Here is an 18,551-nt window from a genome sequence, read left to right on the forward strand (position 1 = left end):
TGGCCTCAAGGCATCCACAGACCCTATCCAACGCAGAAGGGGCGGCCATTGGCCGCCCCTTCTGCGTTCGTGTGATCCAATCGCGTGCTGCTTGGCTTGGCTTGATTTTGCGGGGTGGTGCCGCGCGCCCTGCGCCGGAACCCTCTGGCGCCCGTGCAGCCGGCCCTCAGGCCGCCCAGCCCAGCGCCCGGGCTCCGGCCAGCACCAGATAGCCAAGCAGCAGGCCAAGGCCGACGGCGGGGATGACGACCCCTTCGAAACGCCAGTCGAACAGACGGTGGCGGATCTTGAAGGCATAGGCGATCGGCCAGGACGAGAATTGCGCGGCGACGATCGCCGCCAGCGCACCTTCGAGGCCGAACAGCGAGTGCCCGACCGGCAGTCCGACCACCAGGACGACGAGGCGGATGGCGTTCGTGCACAGATAGTAGCCCATCCGCTTGGTGGCCATGTAGCACTGCTCGGTGACGCAGAACTTCATGCCGACGAGGCCGATGGCCAGAAGCGACAGCATGGTGCCGGATTCCGCGTAGCGCGGATCGTAGAGGATCGAGACGATCAGCGGCGCGGTGACGAAAAGACCGCCGGCACAGATGCCCAGCACCGCATCGGCGCCGGCCTGGAAGGTGAAGTAGCTTTTGCGGAAAGCTGCGGCATCGGTGCGCGTCAACTCGCTGAGCGCGGGAAAGGCGACTGTGCCGGCCAGCGTGTTGACGGCTGTCTGGAAGACGCTGAGCAGAAGCGCGGCAATGGCATAAAGGCCGAGCACATGCGCATCCACGAGGCCGCCGAGGATCAGCCTGTCGCCGGTGGTGAACAGCACGCCGATCAGCGACGATACGAAGATCCAGCGTCCGAAACCGAAGATTTCGGTCCAGGACTCCTTGTCCCAGCCGATGCGGTTTGCATGGCCCGGCAGCACCAGATGGCTGGCCGCCATGCGGATGAAGGCCGCGAACAGCGAGCCCAGCACCAGCGCCCAGATCGACGGCCAGGTATAGGCCAGCGCCAGGGTGACGACGAAACCCGCCATCTGAGCGCCGAATTCCAGCTCGGTCAGGCGGCGCAGTTGCAGGTTACGCCGCGCTTCGTGGATGCGAGTGGATTCAAGCCCCTGCAGCACGGCGGCGAAGGTGCCGACCACCAGCACGAACGGCAGTCGCGGATCGACATAGACCGTGTCGGCCGCGAAGACGCCAAGCGGCGCAAGCACCGCGATGACGATCGCCAGTACGATGGCGAGGCTCCAGATGAACAGGCCACGCGCGATCTGGACGGTCCACGCCGTGTTGAGGAAGGTGGGGTCGCTGCCGCGCTTGTGTACGATGACGTTCTGGCCGATGCCGAGATCGGACAGCAGCGCCAGGGCGACGGCCAGCACACCCACGACCGCCATGACGCCGAAGGCTTCCGGCAGCAGCAGCCGGGTCAGCACCATGTTGCTGACCATGCGCACGCCGAGCGAGGCGCCGAACTGGCCCATGCTCCAGGCTCCGGCGGATGACACCCTGCGGCGGAGCGGACGTTCCATGGCTTCTGCCGTCATGCTGGTGCCTCAAGCGTCATTGGTGCGAGAAAGGGCGGTGGCCGGTGCCGCGGCGCCGCTATGTGCATAGGCGCCCGTACCGATGACGCGCATCCCCTGCGAGGCGACCGCCGTTTCACCCATCGTGGCCATGCGCACCATGCCGACACCGAAGCCGGCCATGATCCAGTAGATGAACGGGATGTAGGATACGCTGCTGACGGTGGCGATTGTCACCAGTGTCGCGGCCATGATGGCCAGCCACTGGCGTGCGGGCTCCGCCAACGCATTGCGGCGGAACGCCATCGGCAGGACGGACAGGCCCGTCAGCGCGAAGATGAGAATGAAGATCGCGAGCGTCAGCAGGCCGAATTCGAGGGCAATGGCGACATAGGTGTTCACCACGTCGATGATGCCCTGGCCCTGCCGCATCACCAGCATCTCGGGCTCGTTCAGGAATTCGGCCGCGCCGAAGATCGGGTGCCGGCCGATGATGGCCATCGAATTGTCGATGAGCTGCTGGCGATATTCGACATTGTTGTTTTCCACGGTGCCGACGAAAGGCAGGTAGCGGATGATCTTGTCGCCGAGCGGCGACATCAGGACGGGGATCAGAGCGAGCCCGCCCAGCATTGTAGCCTGCACGCCGGTCGATACGGCCTTGGGGCGCGCCAGAAGATAGACGACCAGCATGATCGCCGCGCCCACCCATGGCCCGCGCGACAGGCTGGTGACAAGGCCGATGGCAAAAGCCGCGAAGATACCCATCACCACCATGGTGCGCTTTTCCCGCGTCATCAGGGATAGCATGCAGCCCATGGCGATCATGCACATGAAGCCGAAGGCGATCGCCTCGATCGCCGGCCCGGCCGAGCGCAGCATGCCGTCTCGAAACAGGTAGAATTGCACCATCTCTGCCCCCCATCCCTGGGCGACGACATTGAAGAGCCGCCACTGACGGATGAACTCGATGACGCCGATGACGGGAAAGGACAGCGTTCCGAACACGAAGGCCATGTAACCCTTGCGGATATCGCCGACCGTCGTCATGCAACGGCTGAAGACGAAGTAGGGCACGCCGATTTCCAACACGTTGGTGATCAGGCGGCGGACCGTGTCGGTCACGGTTGCTTCGCTGTGCCGGAACGTCAGCACGGTGATGAGAAAGACGAAGCTGACGACGAGCGTATCGACGATCTTCAGGCGCGGCGGCACGGCCTGCCGCAGCAGGGCCGGCAAAAGCGGAAGCAGGATGGCGGCCGACAGGATGCGCTGGGGCGTCAGGTCGAGCAGCGTGTTGATGCCGGCGAAGCCCGGCATGCGGATCACCAGATTGGGCGCGGTGAACATCAGCACGATAAACAGATAGGGCCGTTCTTCGGGCGGCAGCTTGCGCGCCGAGACAAGGGCGATGACGAAGAGGCAGGCCCCGTAGGCAAAGAAGTTCCGAACCAGGAAGACCGCCACCGTGGCGGCGACCCAACTGCCGATCCAGACGCGGATCGTCTCGCGATCGACGATGCCGGTGGCGATCCGTGCCGCGATGGCGAACATCGCGAGCGTGCCGGCAAGGATGTATGTGACGGCTGAAATGGACTCGCCCATGGCGGGCCGCTCCTTGATGAAAAGACGCCCGCGCGCGAGCGAATACAAAATTTGTCGTAATGATTGTTAGGCCACCGCCTACCACCACCACAACACGGTCGATGGGGTATGCCATTCCACCGATGGCAGGATGCCTTCACCCGTTTGGCCAAGTCGCGCAACGGGCTGCCGGTCCGGCATAACGGGGGACAGGGCCCGCTTTCCGCCCGCTGATCCGTCGCCGCTCCGTGGTGTCCCGGTTCTCGCGGCGGATCTGTCGGGCCTCTGGTTCCTGCAACGGCCGACACCCGGAGAAGGCGCACCTTATGAAGCTCAGCGTCGTCATAGTGAATTACCGTACGCCCGGGCTGGTCCTCGATGCCGTGGCGTCGCTGCTTGACGACGACACGTTGCCGGGCGGAACGCGCATTCTGGTTGTCGATGGGGCATCCGGCGACGACTCGGTCGCACGTTTTTCTGCGGCCATCGGCGAGCGCGCATGGGCCGACCGGGTAGAGCTGCTACCCCTTACGGTGAATGGCGGTTTCGCCTTCGCCAACAACCGGGGCATCGAACATCTTCGCGCCAGGGGCCAGCTGTCCGAATACACGCTGATGCTGAACCCGGACACCTATGTACGGCCGGGTGCCGCGCGTGCCCTCGTGGACTTCATGGACGCCAATCCGCGCGCCGGAATAGCCGGCAGCCGCCTGGAGGATCCGGACGGCACGATGCAGTCCTGCGCGTTCCGGTTTCCCAATCCGCTGGGCGAGTTCGAAAGCGAAGTCCGCTTCGGTCCGGCCAGCCGTATCCTGAAACGCTTTACCAACGTTCAGCCGACCGGCGATGCGCCGCAGCGCGTCGGCTGGGTCAGCGGCGCCAGCTTCATGGTGCGGCAGGAGATGCTGGCCGAAATCGGCCTGATGAGCGAAGACTACTTCCTGTACTATGAGGAGGTGGATTTCTGCCTGCGCGCGGCCCGCGCCGGGTGGGAGTGCTGGCACGTGCCGGAAAGCCGCGTGGTGCATCTTGTCGGCCAATCCACAAACGTAACGCGCCGGACGTCGAAGCCGTCGCGCCGACCGCGCTACTGGTTCGAATCCCGCCGTCATTACTTCATGTCCAATCATGGCCGCACCTATGCGGTGCTTGCCGACCTGGCGTGGCTTTCGGGCTTCGGCCTGCGGCGCGTCAGGCGGCCGCTCAGGCGCGGCGGCGACGATGTGCCGCCGCATCTGTTCAAGGATTTCCTGCGCCACAGCGCCTTGCGGGCATCGGCCGAAGGCCGGGGAAGCCGTGGAGACTAGATGATGCTCAATCGACGCCGTTTCCTTTTTGCCGCATTCGCTTCACTCGCCGTTCCCGGCGTGTTCGAGGTCGCGCGCACGGCGCGTGCCGCACAGCGCGGGTCGGGGCTGGGCCTCAACCTTGTCGGCCTGCCGTACTGGACCACGGAGCACCCGTTCACCAACCTGGCCGCAAGCGCATCGCGCTGGCGCGTGCAGCGCGTGAACGCCCCATTCACCTGGGACGATCCGCTGCCGCCCATGACGGACGATCGCTATCCGCGAACGATCCCGCCCGGCACGTTCCTCGAATCCTTCCTGATCCACACCAAGTACCGCAGCCACCTGCCATCCAACCTGACGGTGCGATACGACGGCCGGGGCCGGATCGGCTATTATGGCGGCGCCGTGCTGCTCGACCGCGGCGAGGGCTTCGACCGCATCCGCATCAACCACACCGATGCCCCCGTCATCGCGCGCCTGTATGAGACCGATCCCGACAACCCGCTGCACAATCTGCGCCTCCTCGAGCAGGCGGACGGCGGCGGCGATCTGTTCCGCGAGGCCTTCCTGAACCGCCTCGAGGGTATGCAGGCCCTGCGCTTCATGGATTGGGGCCAGACGAACGACTCGCCGCTCCAAAGCTGGGACCAGCGGCCGAAACCCGGCATGTTCGATCTGGCCGACCGCGGCATTCCGGTGGAAACGATGGTTGCGCTGGCAAACCGGACGGGCATCGCGCCCTGGTTCACCATTCCGCATCTGGCCGATGACAACTATGCAGAGCAGATGGCGCAACTGGTGCGCGAGCAGCTCGACCCCGCACTGCCGCTCTATGTGGAGTATTCCAACGAGGTCTGGAACGAGATCTTCAAGCAGGCCGCGTATGCCCGGGAAGAGGGATTGCGCCTTGGCCTTTCGAGCGACCCGTTCGAAGCGCAGCTCAAATATCACGGCCAACGCTCCAGCGAGGTGATCTGGACCTTCCGTCGCGTCTTTGGCGCCGATGCGAAGCGCGTCAAGGGCGTATTCGCGGGGCAGGCGGAGAACCCGTGGACCGTGGATGTCGTCCTGTCGTCGCAGCAAGCGCGCGACAATGCCGACCTGATCGCGATCGCTCCGTATTTCGGCTACAGCTACGGCACGCCGGATCGCGCGAAGGATGTGTCGCAATGGTCTCTCGACCGGCTCTTCGCCGAGCTGGAAAAGGACCTGGCAGGGCGAACGCGCGACATGATGCGCGCCCAGAGCGAGACGGCCAAAAGGCTGGGCCTGCCGCTTGCGGCCTACGAAGCCGGGCAGCACCTTGCCGGCGTTGCCGGCCAGGAAAACGATGAGCGGCTTGTCGCCCTGTTCATCGCGGCCAACCGCGATCCGCGCATGGGCCAGCTCTATCGCACCTACCTCGATAGCTGGAAGGCGGCGGGCGGCGGCCTGATGGTGCTCTACACCTCCATGTACGATCCGGGAAAGTGGGGCTCGTGGGGGCTTCTGGAGCACGAGGGAGAGACGACGTCACCGAAATGGGAGGCGGTGCACGGCCATATCAATGCGTAACCCAATTTTAATGTGTTTTTTCAAGGGATTTTCAGGGCGGCGGCAATGTCGGATTTAAACGAGAGCAACATGATCTGGGCAGATTCGACAAGCGGCCGGCTGCTTGAGGTGATCGATGCGCGCATCGCGGCCATCGGGCTCGATCTTGACGGCCTTACCGTTCTGACCGACGCGCGGACCGAGGAGGATTTCGTCACCATTCTCCTGGCGGCGCGGGCCGGGGCCCGGCGTATCGTTGCGGCCGCGCCGGCCCGGGCGACCGTTCGCAGCGCCCAGGTGGAAGCGATGTTGCGGCGCCTGAACGCCGAGGAAACGCTGACCAGCGAGATCGAATTCGTGCAGGGGCTGACCGCCGATATGGCCTCCGGCGTGGATATCGTGGCTGTCGAGCGCCAATCCTCGCTCATCAAGCCGGCATTGCTGAGCCTGATGCCATCCAGGTCGGTTCTGGCGATGCTGTTCGATTGCCGCGGGGCGGTTTCGGGCGGCCTCGACGCGCGGCAGCGCGATGCCTACGACCTCAAGGTCGCCGGCGCAGACCTTGCGGACCGCGATTCCGGTGTCGCCGACTATCTGGCTCCGCTCTGCCTTCTGCAGATCGCCCAGGCCGGTGTCGATCCGATGGGCGCGCGATGCCTGCTTCTGTGCGACAACGAGATGAAAGGGCTTCTGGCAACCGGCCTGCAGGGCGCGGGCGCGGACGTCGTCATCCGGCCTTCGCTGGCCGAGGTCTCGGAAGGCTCGTTCGATTTCGTGGTTCTGGCGATGACGCCGTCGCGTGATTATCGCCTGGATCTCGCCGACGTTTCCCGGCTGCCGGACCTGATACCCGCCGGTATGGTGGTTCAGTTCTGGGGCGATATCGACCGCAGTGCGGCGCGCTACTTCTCGGTGGATATCTGGCCGCCGGTTCATCCCGGACGCGGGCAGATGGGCATCAGGCTGGCCGCGCTTGGCTCCGAGCCTGTCGTCGCCATTCGTGCACAGGCCCTGCAATCCGCCACGCTGGCGCTCAAGCGCGACTATCCGCAAGAGGGTGTCCCGCCTGAGCGGCTGGCGGCAACGGCCTGAGGCGGCGGGCGTGCGCTGGCAGCCGCATAACCCCGTATCGGGCATATTCGACATGGTGCGCGTCATTGCGATGTCGCAGCATGCGGACCGCAGGCGCGAGTTTTCGGCCCAGCTTCGCAGGCTGGGCCTTTCGCCGGAAGTGCTCCCCGACCTCGTGCACGAGGCGGTCGCCCCCGAACATCCATCCGGCATCCGGCCGCTCGGGCCCGGAGCGCGGCTGCAGGCGCACCGCGATGTCGTGGATGCCTTCCTAGCATCCGGCCGTGGCTCGCTGCTGCTGATCCAGGACGATGCCGTGTTTGCGGGCGCCGAGCGCGGCCGGATCCCGGCCGTTCTGCTGTCGCTGTCGCAACAGCGCTGGGACCTTTTCTTCGGCGAGGCGCCGGGCCTGACGGCCGGGCGGTTGTCCGTGTCTTTCCTCGCGCCGGACGGGCCTGCCGGGCAGTGCCAGGTGGTCGGTCTATCGCGGGCCGCCGCAATCGAACTTGCGGTGTTCCTGCGCGATTGGCCCCCGGGCGATCAGGCGGGTGACGCCTTCTCGGTGGAAAATGGCTACCAGGCCTTTCGACGGATGTTCCCGACGTTCACCAGCCTGGCCGCCACGCCGCGCGTGGTTGCGCGTCGCAGCCCGACCAGTGAGGCCGTTGCAACGGCACGCTCGCCGCTGATGTCGACGTTCTTAAGCCTCGGGCGGCGCGCCCGCGAGATCAAGCGTGGCCGCAAGCCGGGTCACGATCCGCGCCTGTAGTCAGCCCTCGATCATTCAGCGCCAACATTTCAACTTCGGCAAAGGCGAGATGGGATGGGACGGTGCCTAGGAGGTTTTGGTTAGCCACGCCGGGAAAGCCTACTAATTAGCCAGCAAGATTTGGAAGCAATGAACTGCGACCTAGGTAGACGATAGATCAAATATATGCTTGCTCATCGATGGATTTTTAAACAAGACGGCAAGAAACTTGTTTGGATATTCTTTTTCCAGCTCGTTGACCATAGAATTATAAACTCTTTTGCAGATCGATTCGATATCTATTTTCGGCTCATGAATAGAAAAATCATGAATCGGCTTGGATAGGAGATCGCTGCTAATATTCTTAAAAACGGACGCTGCAAGTATACGGTTGCCATGAATAAGGACTCCCCAAGGATATCCACTACGTTTGGAAACTTCTTTCTTCTTATTTTCTATCCATAAATCAATTTTGCGTTGCACAACTGTAGAGTTAAAAGCTTTGGCTCCGCTGAGCGACGGATTGAAAATAGCCTTATAAGGCGCGCGTGTAATATCACCGAAAAACCTTCCGATACCTGTTTTAAGCTGCACGGCTAGCGACGCGTCGGCAGCTGCACAGGCTAGAGCGGTTGTGACCTCGATGATGTCACAAGAGCGGTCCGAGGGAATAAAGGTATCGCTTCGCAGGAATTGATACTCGATATCCTCGATTCCCATTTCTTGCTGCAGTCTTGACTGCTGAGGATCCTGTGCGGCGAAATCGCGTCCCTCGACGCGATTTTGCAAATTGTTTGTACGTGTTACCTCGGCGCCGAAGTTATTTGGTGCCCCGTTCAACAGAATAATACGAATGGGGACACGTACTTTCCCTAGTTTCTCGTCTTGTTCTATTCTTCCGAGAGTGCTCACCGTCTGGGCGCCGTTTACGATGGATGCGCCCTGAAACTCAAATATACCAGCGGTACGCGAGGCGGCCGACCTAGGCGCTTTGAGAGAAGTTTCCGCAATGAGCGTTATGCCGTTATTATAGTACCAGAAGTGATCAGGATCGCTTGTGGCCGTTTGCCGGATTTGTTCATTTACATCGGTTGACCCCAGCGAGTGCCGTATGTTTTTTGCGACCAGCCGTCGGCCATATGTTGTCCACCAATCTTTTAACTGGAGCCCGTCGATTGATCCAACATATGCAGGGTAAGGTGTTGTGACGTGCGACCATTCATAGATATTTGCCTGAAGGTTAATTGCTTCCCCCACGGCACTGCTCGCAAGTCGAGCGTACACCTCCGACAATCCAAAAACCTGCTTACTAGCCATAGGCTCGTCGCCAAGTGCGACCCCAGCATTCAGTTCTTTAAGAATTCGGTCGAGATTTGTTGTGCCATGCGGAGCTAAAACGCTCGCGCCAGTTGAGATCAAGACAATGGAAATTGTCGCGCCTGGTGTCAGCAGCGCTTGGCTGACCTCTGCAAATCTGGCATGCAGTCTTGAGCCGAAGTGATCCATCTCATCCTCAACGAGGTCTTTAACCCCATTGGCGAATGCAGCAAGGTCTTTCGCCTCAGGCTCGCCGGTGCCTGCCTTAATCCATTTTGATTGAACAACAATTATGCGTTTATCGGCGGCTTCGTGGAACACGGCATCCAGACCGTTGTCGTCGCCGCCATCCCAGACTGCTGATGCTGCCTCTTGTTCGGAGCAACCTGTTTCGTTGAAGACCGCAAAGGCGGCTAGGCAGCGACTTAGAATTTTTACGCGTCGCTCGGGGTCATTAGGGCCGATATCGTGCAGGTCGAGGTGCTGTTCGAATAGCCCCAAAAGCTTTGATTCTGTTTGTCTTACTTTTAACGACGACATGCTTCTGACACCCCCGAATCCCTCTAACTTTGTGTATCGAAAATGATCAGAATGGAAGCGGAATCGCCTAATCAGCGCGTCGGCGATTGGCCAGCCTGCACCTTCCTGAATCTCGCTTAATTCAGTAAGCGAAGGCGATCGATCACTCCATCTGACGCGGCCGTGAAGGAACCGTGCTTATCCGGCATGGGTTGGCTTTCTGTAACAACAGACAGGAGGTGGCGTTGAGCACCCGTATCAAGGACGAAGAGCGTGTTCTGGAAATGCGGAACGTGAGTTGGTGGGCGAGACCCATCACCCCCATATCCGTTCCATCGGTGACGCAGAGCTGCGCGATCTGCTGACGCGCCTGCGCGAACGTCGCGATCGTGCGCAATCGCTGGCCGCCAAGGCTCGGCGGGATGCAAGGCGCGGTGGAGGCGGATTCGACCACTCCAACTCCGGCATGCGCCAGAAGTCCGGCCTCCTGGCGGAGGCCGTGCGCCGGGTCAATAAGGAAGCAGCAAGACGCGGGGCCGGGCAGGAGGCCTGAGCGCCCATTGCCGACGCCGGATTGCCACAGCCTCGCCTGACGGTGTATCCGGCTCTCGCTCCGGCGCCTTTGGATGAGCTCCCAACGAGGGGGCGCACACGCAGAGTGCGTCCCTTTGAAAACGGAGCCGACCCACCGGACCGTGAGGAACTCTTGAACATCGTCAATCTTGCCGACTTCCCGCATTTCGCAGACACGGTTGCAGACCGCGGCTGGAAAGCCTGGTTTGCGGATGGAAGCATGACGATCGAAGAGTATCGAAACAGGGTCGAACCGATGCTGTCGCCCAAGGGGGTTCCGTTCTGCCTCGTTGCGGAGCAAGGGTGCGTATATGCTGGCTCCGTACTCGTCATAGAGAGCGACATGGAGGAGCGGCCGCAATACGCCCCATGGATCGCGGCGTTGTGGGTCGATCCGGATCATCGCGGGAACGGTGTTGGACGACAGTTGCTGTCCGCCGCGTCCGAACACGCCTTCGATCTGGGTCATCGTTCGTGCTACCTATGCACGATACCCGATAATGACGAGTTTTATCTCGGAAGCGGATTTGAGCTTCTGGAAAGCCATGTCGATGGTCTTAACATCTTCGTCAAATCGCGGCGTTAGCGGGCCAGGGCGCGGGGCCGGGCAGGAGGCCTGAGCGCCCAATGCCGACGCCGGATTGCCACAGCCTCGCCTGACGGTGTATCCCGCTGTCGTCCAGCTCCGTCGGACGGGCGTCTCCGAAAGGGGATTCGCCCGCCGCCCTCGGAGCGGGCCGGCGGGCTTGGCGAAATGGTAGACGCAAGAGACTTAAAATCTCTCGGGGACTCCCCGTGCGGGTTCGAGTCCCGCAGCCCGCACCAGTTTCTTTGATCGAGGATCCGGAGCGCGCATGACGAGCAATCGCAGCAACCAGCCCCATTCGACGCGGCGCAGCTTTGCCGATATGGCGTCCGAACTCGTCGATGTCGCGATGGGCCGTCGCCCCGCCGACATCGTCGTGCGCAACGCCCGCTGGGTGAACGTGCATTCGGGCGAGATCATCCCCGCCACGGATATCGCCGTCAGCGGCGGGCGCTTCGCCTATTGCGGCCCCGATGCCTCGCACGCCATCGGCCCGCAAACACGGATCGTGGATGCTGGCGGGCGGTACATCGTACCGGGCCTGTGCGACGCCCACATGCATGTGGAAAGCGGCATGGTCACCGTGACGGAGTTTTGCCGTGCCGTGATCCCGCACGGCACGACATCCATGTTCATCGACCCGCACGAAATCGCCAATGTCCTCGGCCTTGCGGGCGTGCGCCTGATGCATGACGAGGCGCTGGCCCAGCCGGTGAACGTCTATGTGCAGATGCCGTCCTGCGTACCGTCCGCCCCTGGGCTCGAACTGGCTGGCGCCACCATCACGCCGGATGACGTGGCGGAAGCGATGACATGGCCGGGCATTATCGGCCTTGGCGAAGTGATGAACTTTCCGGGCGTCGCCGCCAACGATCCGACCATGGTCGGCGGTATCGCCGCCACGGTCCGTGCCGGCAAGACGGTTGGCGGGCATTACGCCTCGCCGGACCTTGGATTGCCGTTCCACGGCTATGTCGCCGGCGGCCCGCAGGACGACCATGAAGGCACGCGGATGGAGGATGCGGCCGCCCGCGTGCGCCAAGGCATGAAGGCGATGCTGCGTCTCGGCTCGGCCTGGTACGATGTGGCCGAGCAGGTGAAGGCCATCACCGAACTCGGCCTGGATAGCCGCAACTTCATCCTGTGTACCGATGACAGCCACTCCGGAACATTGGTCCATGACGGACACATGAACCGCGTCGTGCGGCACGCCATTGCGCAAGGGCTGAAGCCTGTGACCGCCATTCAGATGGCGACGCTGAACACGGCCGAGCATTTCGGGCTGGAGCGCGAGATCGGCTCCATAACACCCGGCCGCCGGGCCGACTTCCTGATCGTGTCCAACCTTGCGGAATTGTCCATCGACATGGTTTTCGCGGGCGGGCGCAAGCTGGCCGAGGCCGGACGCCTGCTAGAAGACATGCCGGCCTATGCCTATCCGGAGAGCGCACGGCAGACCGTGCGCATGAAACGCGACCTGACGGCCGATGACTTTGCCGTGCCGGCGCCGGCCGGCGCCAATTCCGTGACGGCGCGCGTTATCGGCGTGGTGGAAAACCAGGCGCCGACACGCAAGGCAGAGGCGCGCCTTGCCGTTGTGTCCGGCTTGGTCGAAAGCGATGTGGAACAGGATGTCGCTCATATCGCCCTGGTCGAGCGGCACCGCGCCACCGGCGGCGTCACCAACGCATTCGTGTCCGGCTTCCGCTACGAAGGGAGTTGCGCGCTTGCCTCCACCGTCGCGCATGACAGCCACCACATGATCGTGGTCGGCACCGACCGGGAAAACATGGCGTTGGCGGCAAACCGGCTGCGGGCCGTGGGGGGCGGGGTGGTCTTCTACGCCGACGGGCAGGAAAAGGCCCTCGTGGAGATGCCCATCGCCGGGCTGATGTCGGACGAACGCGCCGAGATCGTCGCCGAAAAGGCAACGGCCCTTCTGGAGGCGATGCGCCGGTCCGGCTGCACGCTGAACAACGCCTATATGCAGCACTCGCTGCTGGCGCTGGTGGTGATCCCCTCGCTGCGGATCTCCGATCAGGGGCTGATCGATGTGGACAGCTTTCGCAAAGTGCCGCTTTTCGTAGAGGATGAAACGGGTTGAGTGTCCGGCATCGAAGGCTTAGAGCGTAAGAACCGGGCGGTACACTCGCCGCCAGTGACAAGACAGCACTCGGATCATCCATGGACAAGCAATCATTCAGGGAGGGCGTCGCCAGGGCGGAAGATGCATTGCGTCGGCTTTTCCCCGCTACGCCCCTGCAGCGCAACGAGCATCTCTCCAAGCAGTTCGGGGCGAAGATTTACCTGAAGCGCGAGGACCTCACGCCGGTCCGGTCCTACAAGATCCGCGGTGCTTTCAATTTCATGCGCAAGCGGCTGGAAGCCGGGGAGGCCTCCGCCAAATTCTGCTGCGCGTCGGCCGGCAACCACGCGCAGGGGTTTGCCTTCGCCTGCCGCTATTTCGGGCTGAAGGGGCGCATCTTCATGCCCGTCACCACGCCGCAGCAGAAGATCGACAAGACCCGCATCTTCGGCGGCGATGCCATCGAGATCGAACTGATCGGCGACTTTTTCGACGATTGCTATGCCGCGGCGAAACGCTATTCGCAGGACAGCGGTGCCGCCATGGTGCCGCCCTTCGACCATGAGGATATCGTGGAAGGGCAGGCCAGCGTTGCGCTGGAGATCGAGCGCCAGCTCAAGGGCGAATTGCCCGACATGATCGTCATGCCGGTCGGCGGCGGGGGCCTTGCCTCCGGCGTGACGTCCTATTTTTCCGGGCCCGACGCACCCGATTTCCGCTTTGTGGAGCCGCTTGGCGCGCCCAGCCTGAAGACGAGCCTTACCGAAGGGCGCCGCATGCGCATGCCGCAGATCGACGGGTTCGTCGATGGCGCCGCCGTGGCCGAGATCGGCGCCCTCCCGTTCGAACTTCTGGGCGGCTTCCCGGCCGACCACGTGATCCTGTCGCCCGAAGGGCGGCTTTGCCAGACCATGCTGGAGATGCTCAACGTCGAGGGCATCGTGCTGGAGCCGGCCGGCGCGCTGTCCATCGACGCGCTTCGTTCCCTGCGCAACGTCATCGCGGGAAAGACGGTCGTCTTGGTGGTTTCCGGCGGAAATTTCGATTTCGAGCGTCTGCCGGACGTCAAGGAACGCGCCTTGCGCTTCGAGGGCCTGAAGAAGTACTTCGTGCTGCGGCTGGCGCAGAGGCCCGGCGCCCTGAAAGACTTCCTCAACCTGCTGGGTCCCGACGACGATATCGCCAGGTTCGAATATCTGAAGAAGTCGGCGCGCGATTTCGGTTCGATCCTTCTGGGTATCGAAACGAAGGACGCCAAAAATTTCGACGGGCTTCTGCAGCGCTTCGAGGCCGATGGCATCCGCTATCAGGACATTACCGAAAACCAGGTCATCGCCGATCTCCTGATCTGACGGGATCGCTCAGGGCAGGGATGCGATCCAGTCCGCGATGGCATCTGCCACGCGTTGGCTGGTTTGCGGCGAGCGCAGATCGCCGGCGATCAGGTGTTGCGAGGGATCGGTGGAATCATCGATCTGCAGCACCTGATGCGGGCCGCCCCACTGGTTGGCGGCCTCCAGCGTTACCGAGGCATCCACCACCTTGTCGGCCGGCGACAGGATGAAGAGCGCCGGAGTGCGGATCGAAGCGAAATCGACGGCCGCTGCCGCCTGCGCAAGTGCGGCCATGGGCAGCAGCGCCACGGTGGGGAACCCCCGCGTCCAGCCATAGGTGTCCGCTGCCTCGTCGGCGGGCTGGCTTCGTGGCGCCTCGCCATAGGTGTCGCCATGCAGGAAGGGTACGATCTGCCGCGCATACGGCATGGTCAAGAGAAAGCTCCGCCAATCGCGAACGGCGAAATTGGGCGACACCAGAACCACGCCGGCCACCCCGTCCAGCATTCCCGGCAGGCTGGCGCCGTAGGCCGTCAACGCGCCGCCGGTGGATGTTCCGATGATGACCACCTTTTCGCCGATGCGCCGACCGATGGCGACGGCCTCCGAGAGATCGTCCAGCCAGTCGCCGACGCTGGCCTCGGCCATCGCCGCTTCGTTGCGGCCGTGCCCTGCCAGCCGCGTATAGAAGAGGTTGGCGCCGAGTTTGCGGGCGATCATGTCGGGCACGGGCCGCAACTCGGCCTTGCTGGCCGAAAAGCCATGGATATACACGATGGCCAAAGGCGTCCGGGCGCGCGATGCCGGATAGGCCCAGACGATCTCCTTGGCCGCATCGGGGCGAAGATTGGGTATGTCGGCCTCTTGCGCCGCCAGCCATGCCGATATGTCGGGGCCGATATCCTGGGCCGAAAACGCGGATGTCCGTGCCACCGGCTCACGCGGGCCGAGTGTCCAGAACGCGGCCGCGCCAAGGATGACTGCCGAAACGGCAACGGCCGCCATGGCAAGGCGGCGTCTGACGGTGTGCGAAGCGATCATGGCAGCGTCATCCTGTATCGGACATAGCCTTCTTCGGTCATTCCCTGTGCCACGGGGGCAAAGCCGGCGATTTCATGCAGATGGTGGGCGGCCCCTGGCCCGGTATCGAAATTTACCCTCGCGCCGCCGGTTTCGGCAAAGCACCATATCGGGCGTTCATGGCATTCTACGGTTCCGCAATCGGCGATGTAGGCCGCAAGGATATCGCGATTGGCCGCGTGCGACGATGCGACGACCCGCTCCATGCCGAGCCCGGGGAAATGCCCGCCGCCGGACGCGCGAAAGCTGTTCGTCACCACCAGAAAGCGCTGCTCCGGCATCACCGGTTGGTCCTTGTATTGCAGGGCGCCGATGCGGCGCGAACCATCGGGCGCGGGCTTGCCGTCGATGTCGTAACGCGCCGGCACCGCAAGATTTATCCGATAGGTCAGGCCGTCTATCACATCGAAATTGTAGGGGACCGCGCCGGGGAGCAGCAGTGGCCGGACGATTCCGTCCGCCGCCATGGTGGAAAAAATGCTGGCCGACATTTCCAGCCATTCGGCCAGTTCGTCGCCGGACATGTCCACCACCTGCAACTCGTTCGGATAGCTGTAGAGGTCCGACACGTTGCGAATGGCCAGCGGACCGGCTGGGATGTCTGTGTAGTTTGCCGGGCCGCCACGGCCGCCCGCCTTGAACAGCGATGCCGCGCACAGGAGAGGCCGTTCGTCCAGCGGGCCGCCGGCGAGCATGCGTCTGGCGTGCCAAAGCTGCGCTTCGCTAACGAGTTGCAGTGCGCATGTCGGCTTCAGGACCGAAAAATACGAATGGAGCGGTGCCAGCGTCGTGCCGATGGGCTGGCGGATATAGGCAAGTGTGCCTTCATGGGCGGCTGACGCTGCATCGAGCACGGCCTTGTCGCTTTGCACCAGCGGTATCGCGCCGTCCGCGCTTCTACGGCTGATGGGATGCAGCCGGGCGGTTGCGGCCTCGACCGTCCAGCGCGTGCCCTCGCGCTTCAAGGCGAGGTCGATGGCGCCGACCTCCGACCCGCCAAAGCCGGGCATGACGCAGGGTAGGCCGTGAACAAGGCCTGCGTCCGCGTCGACGCCGGCAACGGCTGCAAAATCCTTGCCGGGAAGGCGCAAATGCTGATGCCCGGCAATGATGGCGTCGATCCCCGCCACGCCCGCAAGCGCGAGTGCCGCGTTTTCCTGCATCATGCCATCGGTCGACGGATCGATCCCCGTATGGGCCAGCGCGACGATCAGATCGGCGCCTTCGGCCCGCATACGCGGCACGACATCCCGGGCCGTGGCGACGATGTCATGGCTGACGACCACGCCGTCCAGATGATGCGCATTCCACTTCGTCACCTGCGGCGGAAGCAGGCCCAGAACGCCGATGCGGATCGGGACCCGGTCTCCGCTATACAATGTCAGATGCCGATCGAGTATGACGTGAGGAGACCAGAAAGGGCGAAATGTGCCGGCGGTTCTAAGGTTTGCGCACAGGAGCGGAAAGCCGGCATCCGCCAGAGACTGGGCAAGGAACGGCAAGCCCCAGTCGAACTCGTGATTGCCGAGGCTGGCCGCGTCGTAGCCAAGCTGCCGCATGACCGAAACCATAGGGTGGCGCCAGCCCTGTTCCGCGGCGCTCTTCTGGGCGAAATCGCCAAGCGGATTGCCTTGCAGGAAATCGCCATTGTCGAAGAGCAGGCAGTTGGCTGCGCCCTGCCGCAGTTGCGCTATGCAGCTTGCGGCGCGTGCCAGGCCCACCGAATGCGTCTCCCGGTCCACGAAGTAGTCGTACGGATAGATGCAGGCGTGCAGATCGCTCGTCGCAAGGATGCGGAGCGTGGCGCGCGCGGCGCCAGCATCGCCGGAGATAACCGCCTGCGCCATGTTACGATTTTCAGGCCACCCCTGGAGCGGCACGACCGGATGGCGATGAGAGCCCGTCGTCGTCGGCCTCCGGATCGGTGAAGCCGATGGTCACCACCTCGCGCACCGACAGCGGGCGGAAGCCCATCTTGCGGTACAAGGGCAGGGCGGCGGGATGGTCGAGCGTGTTGGTTTCCACCACCAGTCCGTTCGGCCCATCCTCGAAGCCGGCCGTGATGGCCTTGGACAGCAGGAACCGGGCAAGCCCGCGCCCACGAAACTCCGGCATCGTGGCAAAGTGGACAAGTCGCGTCTGGCGCGGGGCACGGCCGACATCCAGCTCGAACCAGCCGGCGGGCGCCCCATCGCAATACAGGACCTGCAGCCGGACATTGGGTGCATGCACCTCGCGCGCCAATTCCCGGTCGCCCAGGCAGCGCGATGTCCAGTGGTGCGGCCGCCCGACGCGGTAGAGATAGCGGTAGAAGGCAAGCGGAATGGTCCGCACGCGGAGAAGGTCCAGCCGCCCGGCATGCTCGGGCATCGGGGTCTCTGCGTCGGGAAGCGAATGCAGCACAAGCTGCGTCACTTCGGTCTTGATTGTCGTCACACCTTCACCTCGTTACGGCCGGGCCCGTCTCTACGGGCGTATCCCCATGCGAGCCCCATTCCGTCCACGACCCATCATACAGCTTCGCACCGCGGTTGCCGAGTGATTCCAGAGCCAGATTGATGACGGCCGCCGTCACGCCGGATCCGCAGGTGGTGACGACCGGAGCGTCCGGATCTATCCCCGCATCGCTGAATGCCGCGCGCAGTGCCGCCTCGTCCTTCAGCCGGCCATCGGCCTGGAGCTCGCCGAAGGGCAGCGAAGATGCGCCGGGCATGTGGCCGGAACGCACCCCTGCGCGGGGCTCCGGTGCGCTGCCGGAAAACCGTTCGGCCGAGCGCGCATCGGCAATCCGGACCGTTCCGGTGTCGACGATGCGACGCATCTCCGCAAGGCTGACGACGGCGCTGCCGGGGTCGATTGCGTCGAATTGCGCCGGCTTGGGGTGGGCCGGGCCGGATTGCGTCGGCAGGCCGGCCGCCTGCCATGCCGGCAACCCGCCATCCAGAACGCGGACGTCGCGTGCGCCGAACACACGCAGCATCCACCAGACGCGCGCGGCGGAGAAGAGGCCCATGCCGTCATAGACGACGATCCTGTCGTTGGCGGACAGACCCAGTGCGCCGGCCGCCTGCGAAAAGATGGCCGGAGACGGCAGGGTGTGCGGCAGGCTCGACTGCGGATCGACGACGGCATCCTGATCGAAGAAGACGGCACCGGGAATATGCGCGGCCTCGAACTTGGCGCGGGCATCGCGGTTTTGTGCCGGCAGGTACCAGGAGGCGTCGACAATGCGCACGTCGCCGGCGCTGGATGCCGCCGCCAGTTCCTGCGGCGATAGGAGTGTGCTGTACCGGCTCACGGTTTAGG

At 63.5% G+C, this 18,551-nt stretch carries 15 protein-coding genes and 1 tRNA gene; 9 read left to right on the plus strand and 7 right to left on the minus strand.

The features are described from left to right. Positions 1 to 166: 166 nt before the first annotated feature. The gene (locus AUL31_RS03820; protein ID WP_159439785.1) at positions 167 to 1,531 is read right to left on the minus strand and encodes an oligosaccharide flippase family protein; all 1,365 of its coding nucleotides are present in this window, start codon (positions 1,529 to 1,531) and stop codon (positions 167 to 169) included. 24 nt (positions 1,532 to 1,555) lie between these two features. After that, complete coding sequence (locus AUL31_RS03825; protein WP_143190120.1) at positions 1,556 to 3,130, minus strand: O-antigen ligase family protein; 1,575 nt, start codon at positions 3,128 to 3,130, stop codon at positions 1,556 to 1,558. Positions 3,131 to 3,435: 305 nt separating this feature from the next. Between AUL31_RS03825 and AUL31_RS03830 the strand changes: the two genes are divergently transcribed. The 4 genes from AUL31_RS03830 to AUL31_RS03845 all read left to right on the plus strand — a co-directional run bounded on the left by AUL31_RS03830 (position 3,436) and on the right by AUL31_RS03845 (position 7,771). Further along, on the plus strand, positions 3,436 to 4,416 hold the full coding sequence (locus AUL31_RS03830) for a glycosyltransferase family 2 protein (RefSeq protein ID WP_060601553.1): 981 nt from the start codon (positions 3,436 to 3,438) through the stop codon (positions 4,414 to 4,416). Next, a complete protein-coding gene (locus AUL31_RS03835) occupies positions 4,417 to 5,952 on the plus strand; it encodes a hypothetical protein (protein WP_244489305.1) in 1,536 nt (511 codons plus the stop codon). 69 nt (positions 5,953 to 6,021) lie between these two features. Next, the gene (locus AUL31_RS03840; RefSeq protein WP_143190121.1) at positions 6,022 to 7,023 is read left to right on the plus strand and encodes a hypothetical protein; all 1,002 of its coding nucleotides are present in this window, start codon (positions 6,022 to 6,024) and stop codon (positions 7,021 to 7,023) included. 10 nt (positions 7,024 to 7,033) lie between these two features. Then, complete coding sequence (locus AUL31_RS03845; protein ID WP_143190122.1) at positions 7,034 to 7,771, plus strand: hypothetical protein; 738 nt, start codon at positions 7,034 to 7,036, stop codon at positions 7,769 to 7,771. Between the two features lie 141 nt (positions 7,772 to 7,912). Here the strand turns inward: AUL31_RS03845 and AUL31_RS19885 are convergent, their stop codons facing one another. Then, complete coding sequence (locus tag AUL31_RS19885; protein WP_073468993.1) at positions 7,913 to 9,607, minus strand: AIPR family protein; 1,695 nt, start codon at positions 9,605 to 9,607, stop codon at positions 7,913 to 7,915. Between the two features lie 280 nt (positions 9,608 to 9,887). On the opposite strand from AUL31_RS19885, the gene AUL31_RS03850 reads away from it, so the two are divergent. The 5 genes from AUL31_RS03850 (at position 9,888) to ilvA (ending at position 14,183) form a co-directional block, all read left to right on the plus strand. Beyond that, complete coding sequence (locus tag AUL31_RS03850; RefSeq protein WP_143190123.1) at positions 9,888 to 10,139, plus strand: hypothetical protein; 252 nt, start codon at positions 9,888 to 9,890, stop codon at positions 10,137 to 10,139. A gap of 153 nt (positions 10,140 to 10,292) precedes the next feature. Then, a complete protein-coding gene (locus AUL31_RS03855; protein ID WP_060601567.1) occupies positions 10,293 to 10,745 on the plus strand; it encodes a GNAT family N-acetyltransferase in 453 nt (150 codons plus the stop codon). A 154-nt stretch (positions 10,746 to 10,899) separates the two neighbouring features. Next, positions 10,900 to 10,984 (plus strand) — tRNA-Leu (locus tag AUL31_RS03860). Between the two features lie 29 nt (positions 10,985 to 11,013). Further along, complete coding sequence (gene ade / locus AUL31_RS03865) at positions 11,014 to 12,849, plus strand: adenine deaminase (RefSeq protein ID WP_060601569.1); 1,836 nt, start codon at positions 11,014 to 11,016, stop codon at positions 12,847 to 12,849. 80 nt (positions 12,850 to 12,929) lie between these two features. Further along, on the plus strand, positions 12,930 to 14,183 hold the full coding sequence (gene ilvA, locus AUL31_RS03870; RefSeq protein ID WP_060601572.1) for a threonine ammonia-lyase IlvA: 1,254 nt from the start codon (positions 12,930 to 12,932) through the stop codon (positions 14,181 to 14,183). Positions 14,184 to 14,192: 9 nt separating this feature from the next. Here the strand turns inward: ilvA and AUL31_RS03875 are convergent, their stop codons facing one another. The 4 genes from AUL31_RS03875 to sseA are packed head-to-tail and all read right to left on the minus strand — an operon-like array spanning position 14,193 to position 18,543. Beyond that, a complete protein-coding gene (locus AUL31_RS03875) occupies positions 14,193 to 15,206 on the minus strand; it encodes an alpha/beta hydrolase (protein WP_073468997.1) in 1,014 nt (337 codons plus the stop codon). After that, on the minus strand, positions 15,203 to 17,092 hold the full coding sequence (locus tag AUL31_RS03880) for a bifunctional 2',3'-cyclic-nucleotide 2'-phosphodiesterase/3'-nucleotidase (RefSeq protein WP_060601575.1): 1,890 nt from the start codon (positions 17,090 to 17,092) through the stop codon (positions 15,203 to 15,205). Before AUL31_RS03880 ends, AUL31_RS03875 begins: the two co-directional genes overlap by 4 nt. A 10-nt stretch (positions 17,093 to 17,102) precedes the next feature. Further along, positions 17,103 to 17,681: a GNAT family N-acetyltransferase gene (locus AUL31_RS03885; RefSeq protein WP_073468999.1), complete on the minus strand. Its 579-nt coding sequence runs from the start codon at positions 17,679 to 17,681 to the stop codon at positions 17,103 to 17,105. 4 nt (positions 17,682 to 17,685) lie between these two features. Then, complete coding sequence (gene sseA, locus AUL31_RS03890; RefSeq protein WP_060601579.1) at positions 17,686 to 18,543, minus strand: 3-mercaptopyruvate sulfurtransferase; 858 nt, start codon at positions 18,541 to 18,543, stop codon at positions 17,686 to 17,688. Between the last annotated feature and the right edge of the window lie 8 nt (positions 18,544 to 18,551).

The sequence above is a fragment of the Aureimonas altamirensis genome, from assembly GCF_001463885.1.
Lineage (GTDB): Bacteria > Pseudomonadota > Alphaproteobacteria > Rhizobiales > Rhizobiaceae > Aureimonas > Aureimonas altamirensis.

Bases quoted from the DNA above. Each gene is read 5' to 3' on its own strand.
- AUL31_RS03820 (WP_159439785.1), bottom strand. From the start codon at position 1,531: ATGGAACGTCCGCTCCGCCGCAGGGTGTCATCCGCCGGAGCCTGGAGC.
- AUL31_RS03825 (WP_143190120.1), bottom strand. From the start codon at position 3,130: ATGGGCGAGTCCATTTCAGCCGTCACATACATCCTTGCCGGCACGCTC.
- AUL31_RS03830 (WP_060601553.1), top strand. From the start codon at position 3,436: ATGAAGCTCAGCGTCGTCATAGTGAATTACCGTACGCCCGGGCTGGTC.
- AUL31_RS03835 (WP_244489305.1), top strand. From the start codon at position 4,417: ATGATGCTCAATCGACGCCGTTTCCTTTTTGCCGCATTCGCTTCACTC.
- AUL31_RS03840 (WP_143190121.1), top strand. From the start codon at position 6,022: ATGATCTGGGCAGATTCGACAAGCGGCCGGCTGCTTGAGGTGATCGAT.
- AUL31_RS19885 (WP_073468993.1), bottom strand. From the start codon at position 9,607: ATGTCGTCGTTAAAAGTAAGACAAACAGAATCAAAGCTTTTGGGGCTA.
- ade (WP_060601569.1), top strand. From the start codon at position 11,014: ATGACGAGCAATCGCAGCAACCAGCCCCATTCGACGCGGCGCAGCTTT.
- ilvA (WP_060601572.1), top strand. From the start codon at position 12,930: ATGGACAAGCAATCATTCAGGGAGGGCGTCGCCAGGGCGGAAGATGCA.
- AUL31_RS03875 (WP_073468997.1), bottom strand. From the start codon at position 15,206: ATGATCGCTTCGCACACCGTCAGACGCCGCCTTGCCATGGCGGCCGTT.
- AUL31_RS03880 (WP_060601575.1), bottom strand. From the start codon at position 17,092: ATGGCGCAGGCGGTTATCTCCGGCGATGCTGGCGCCGCGCGCGCCACG.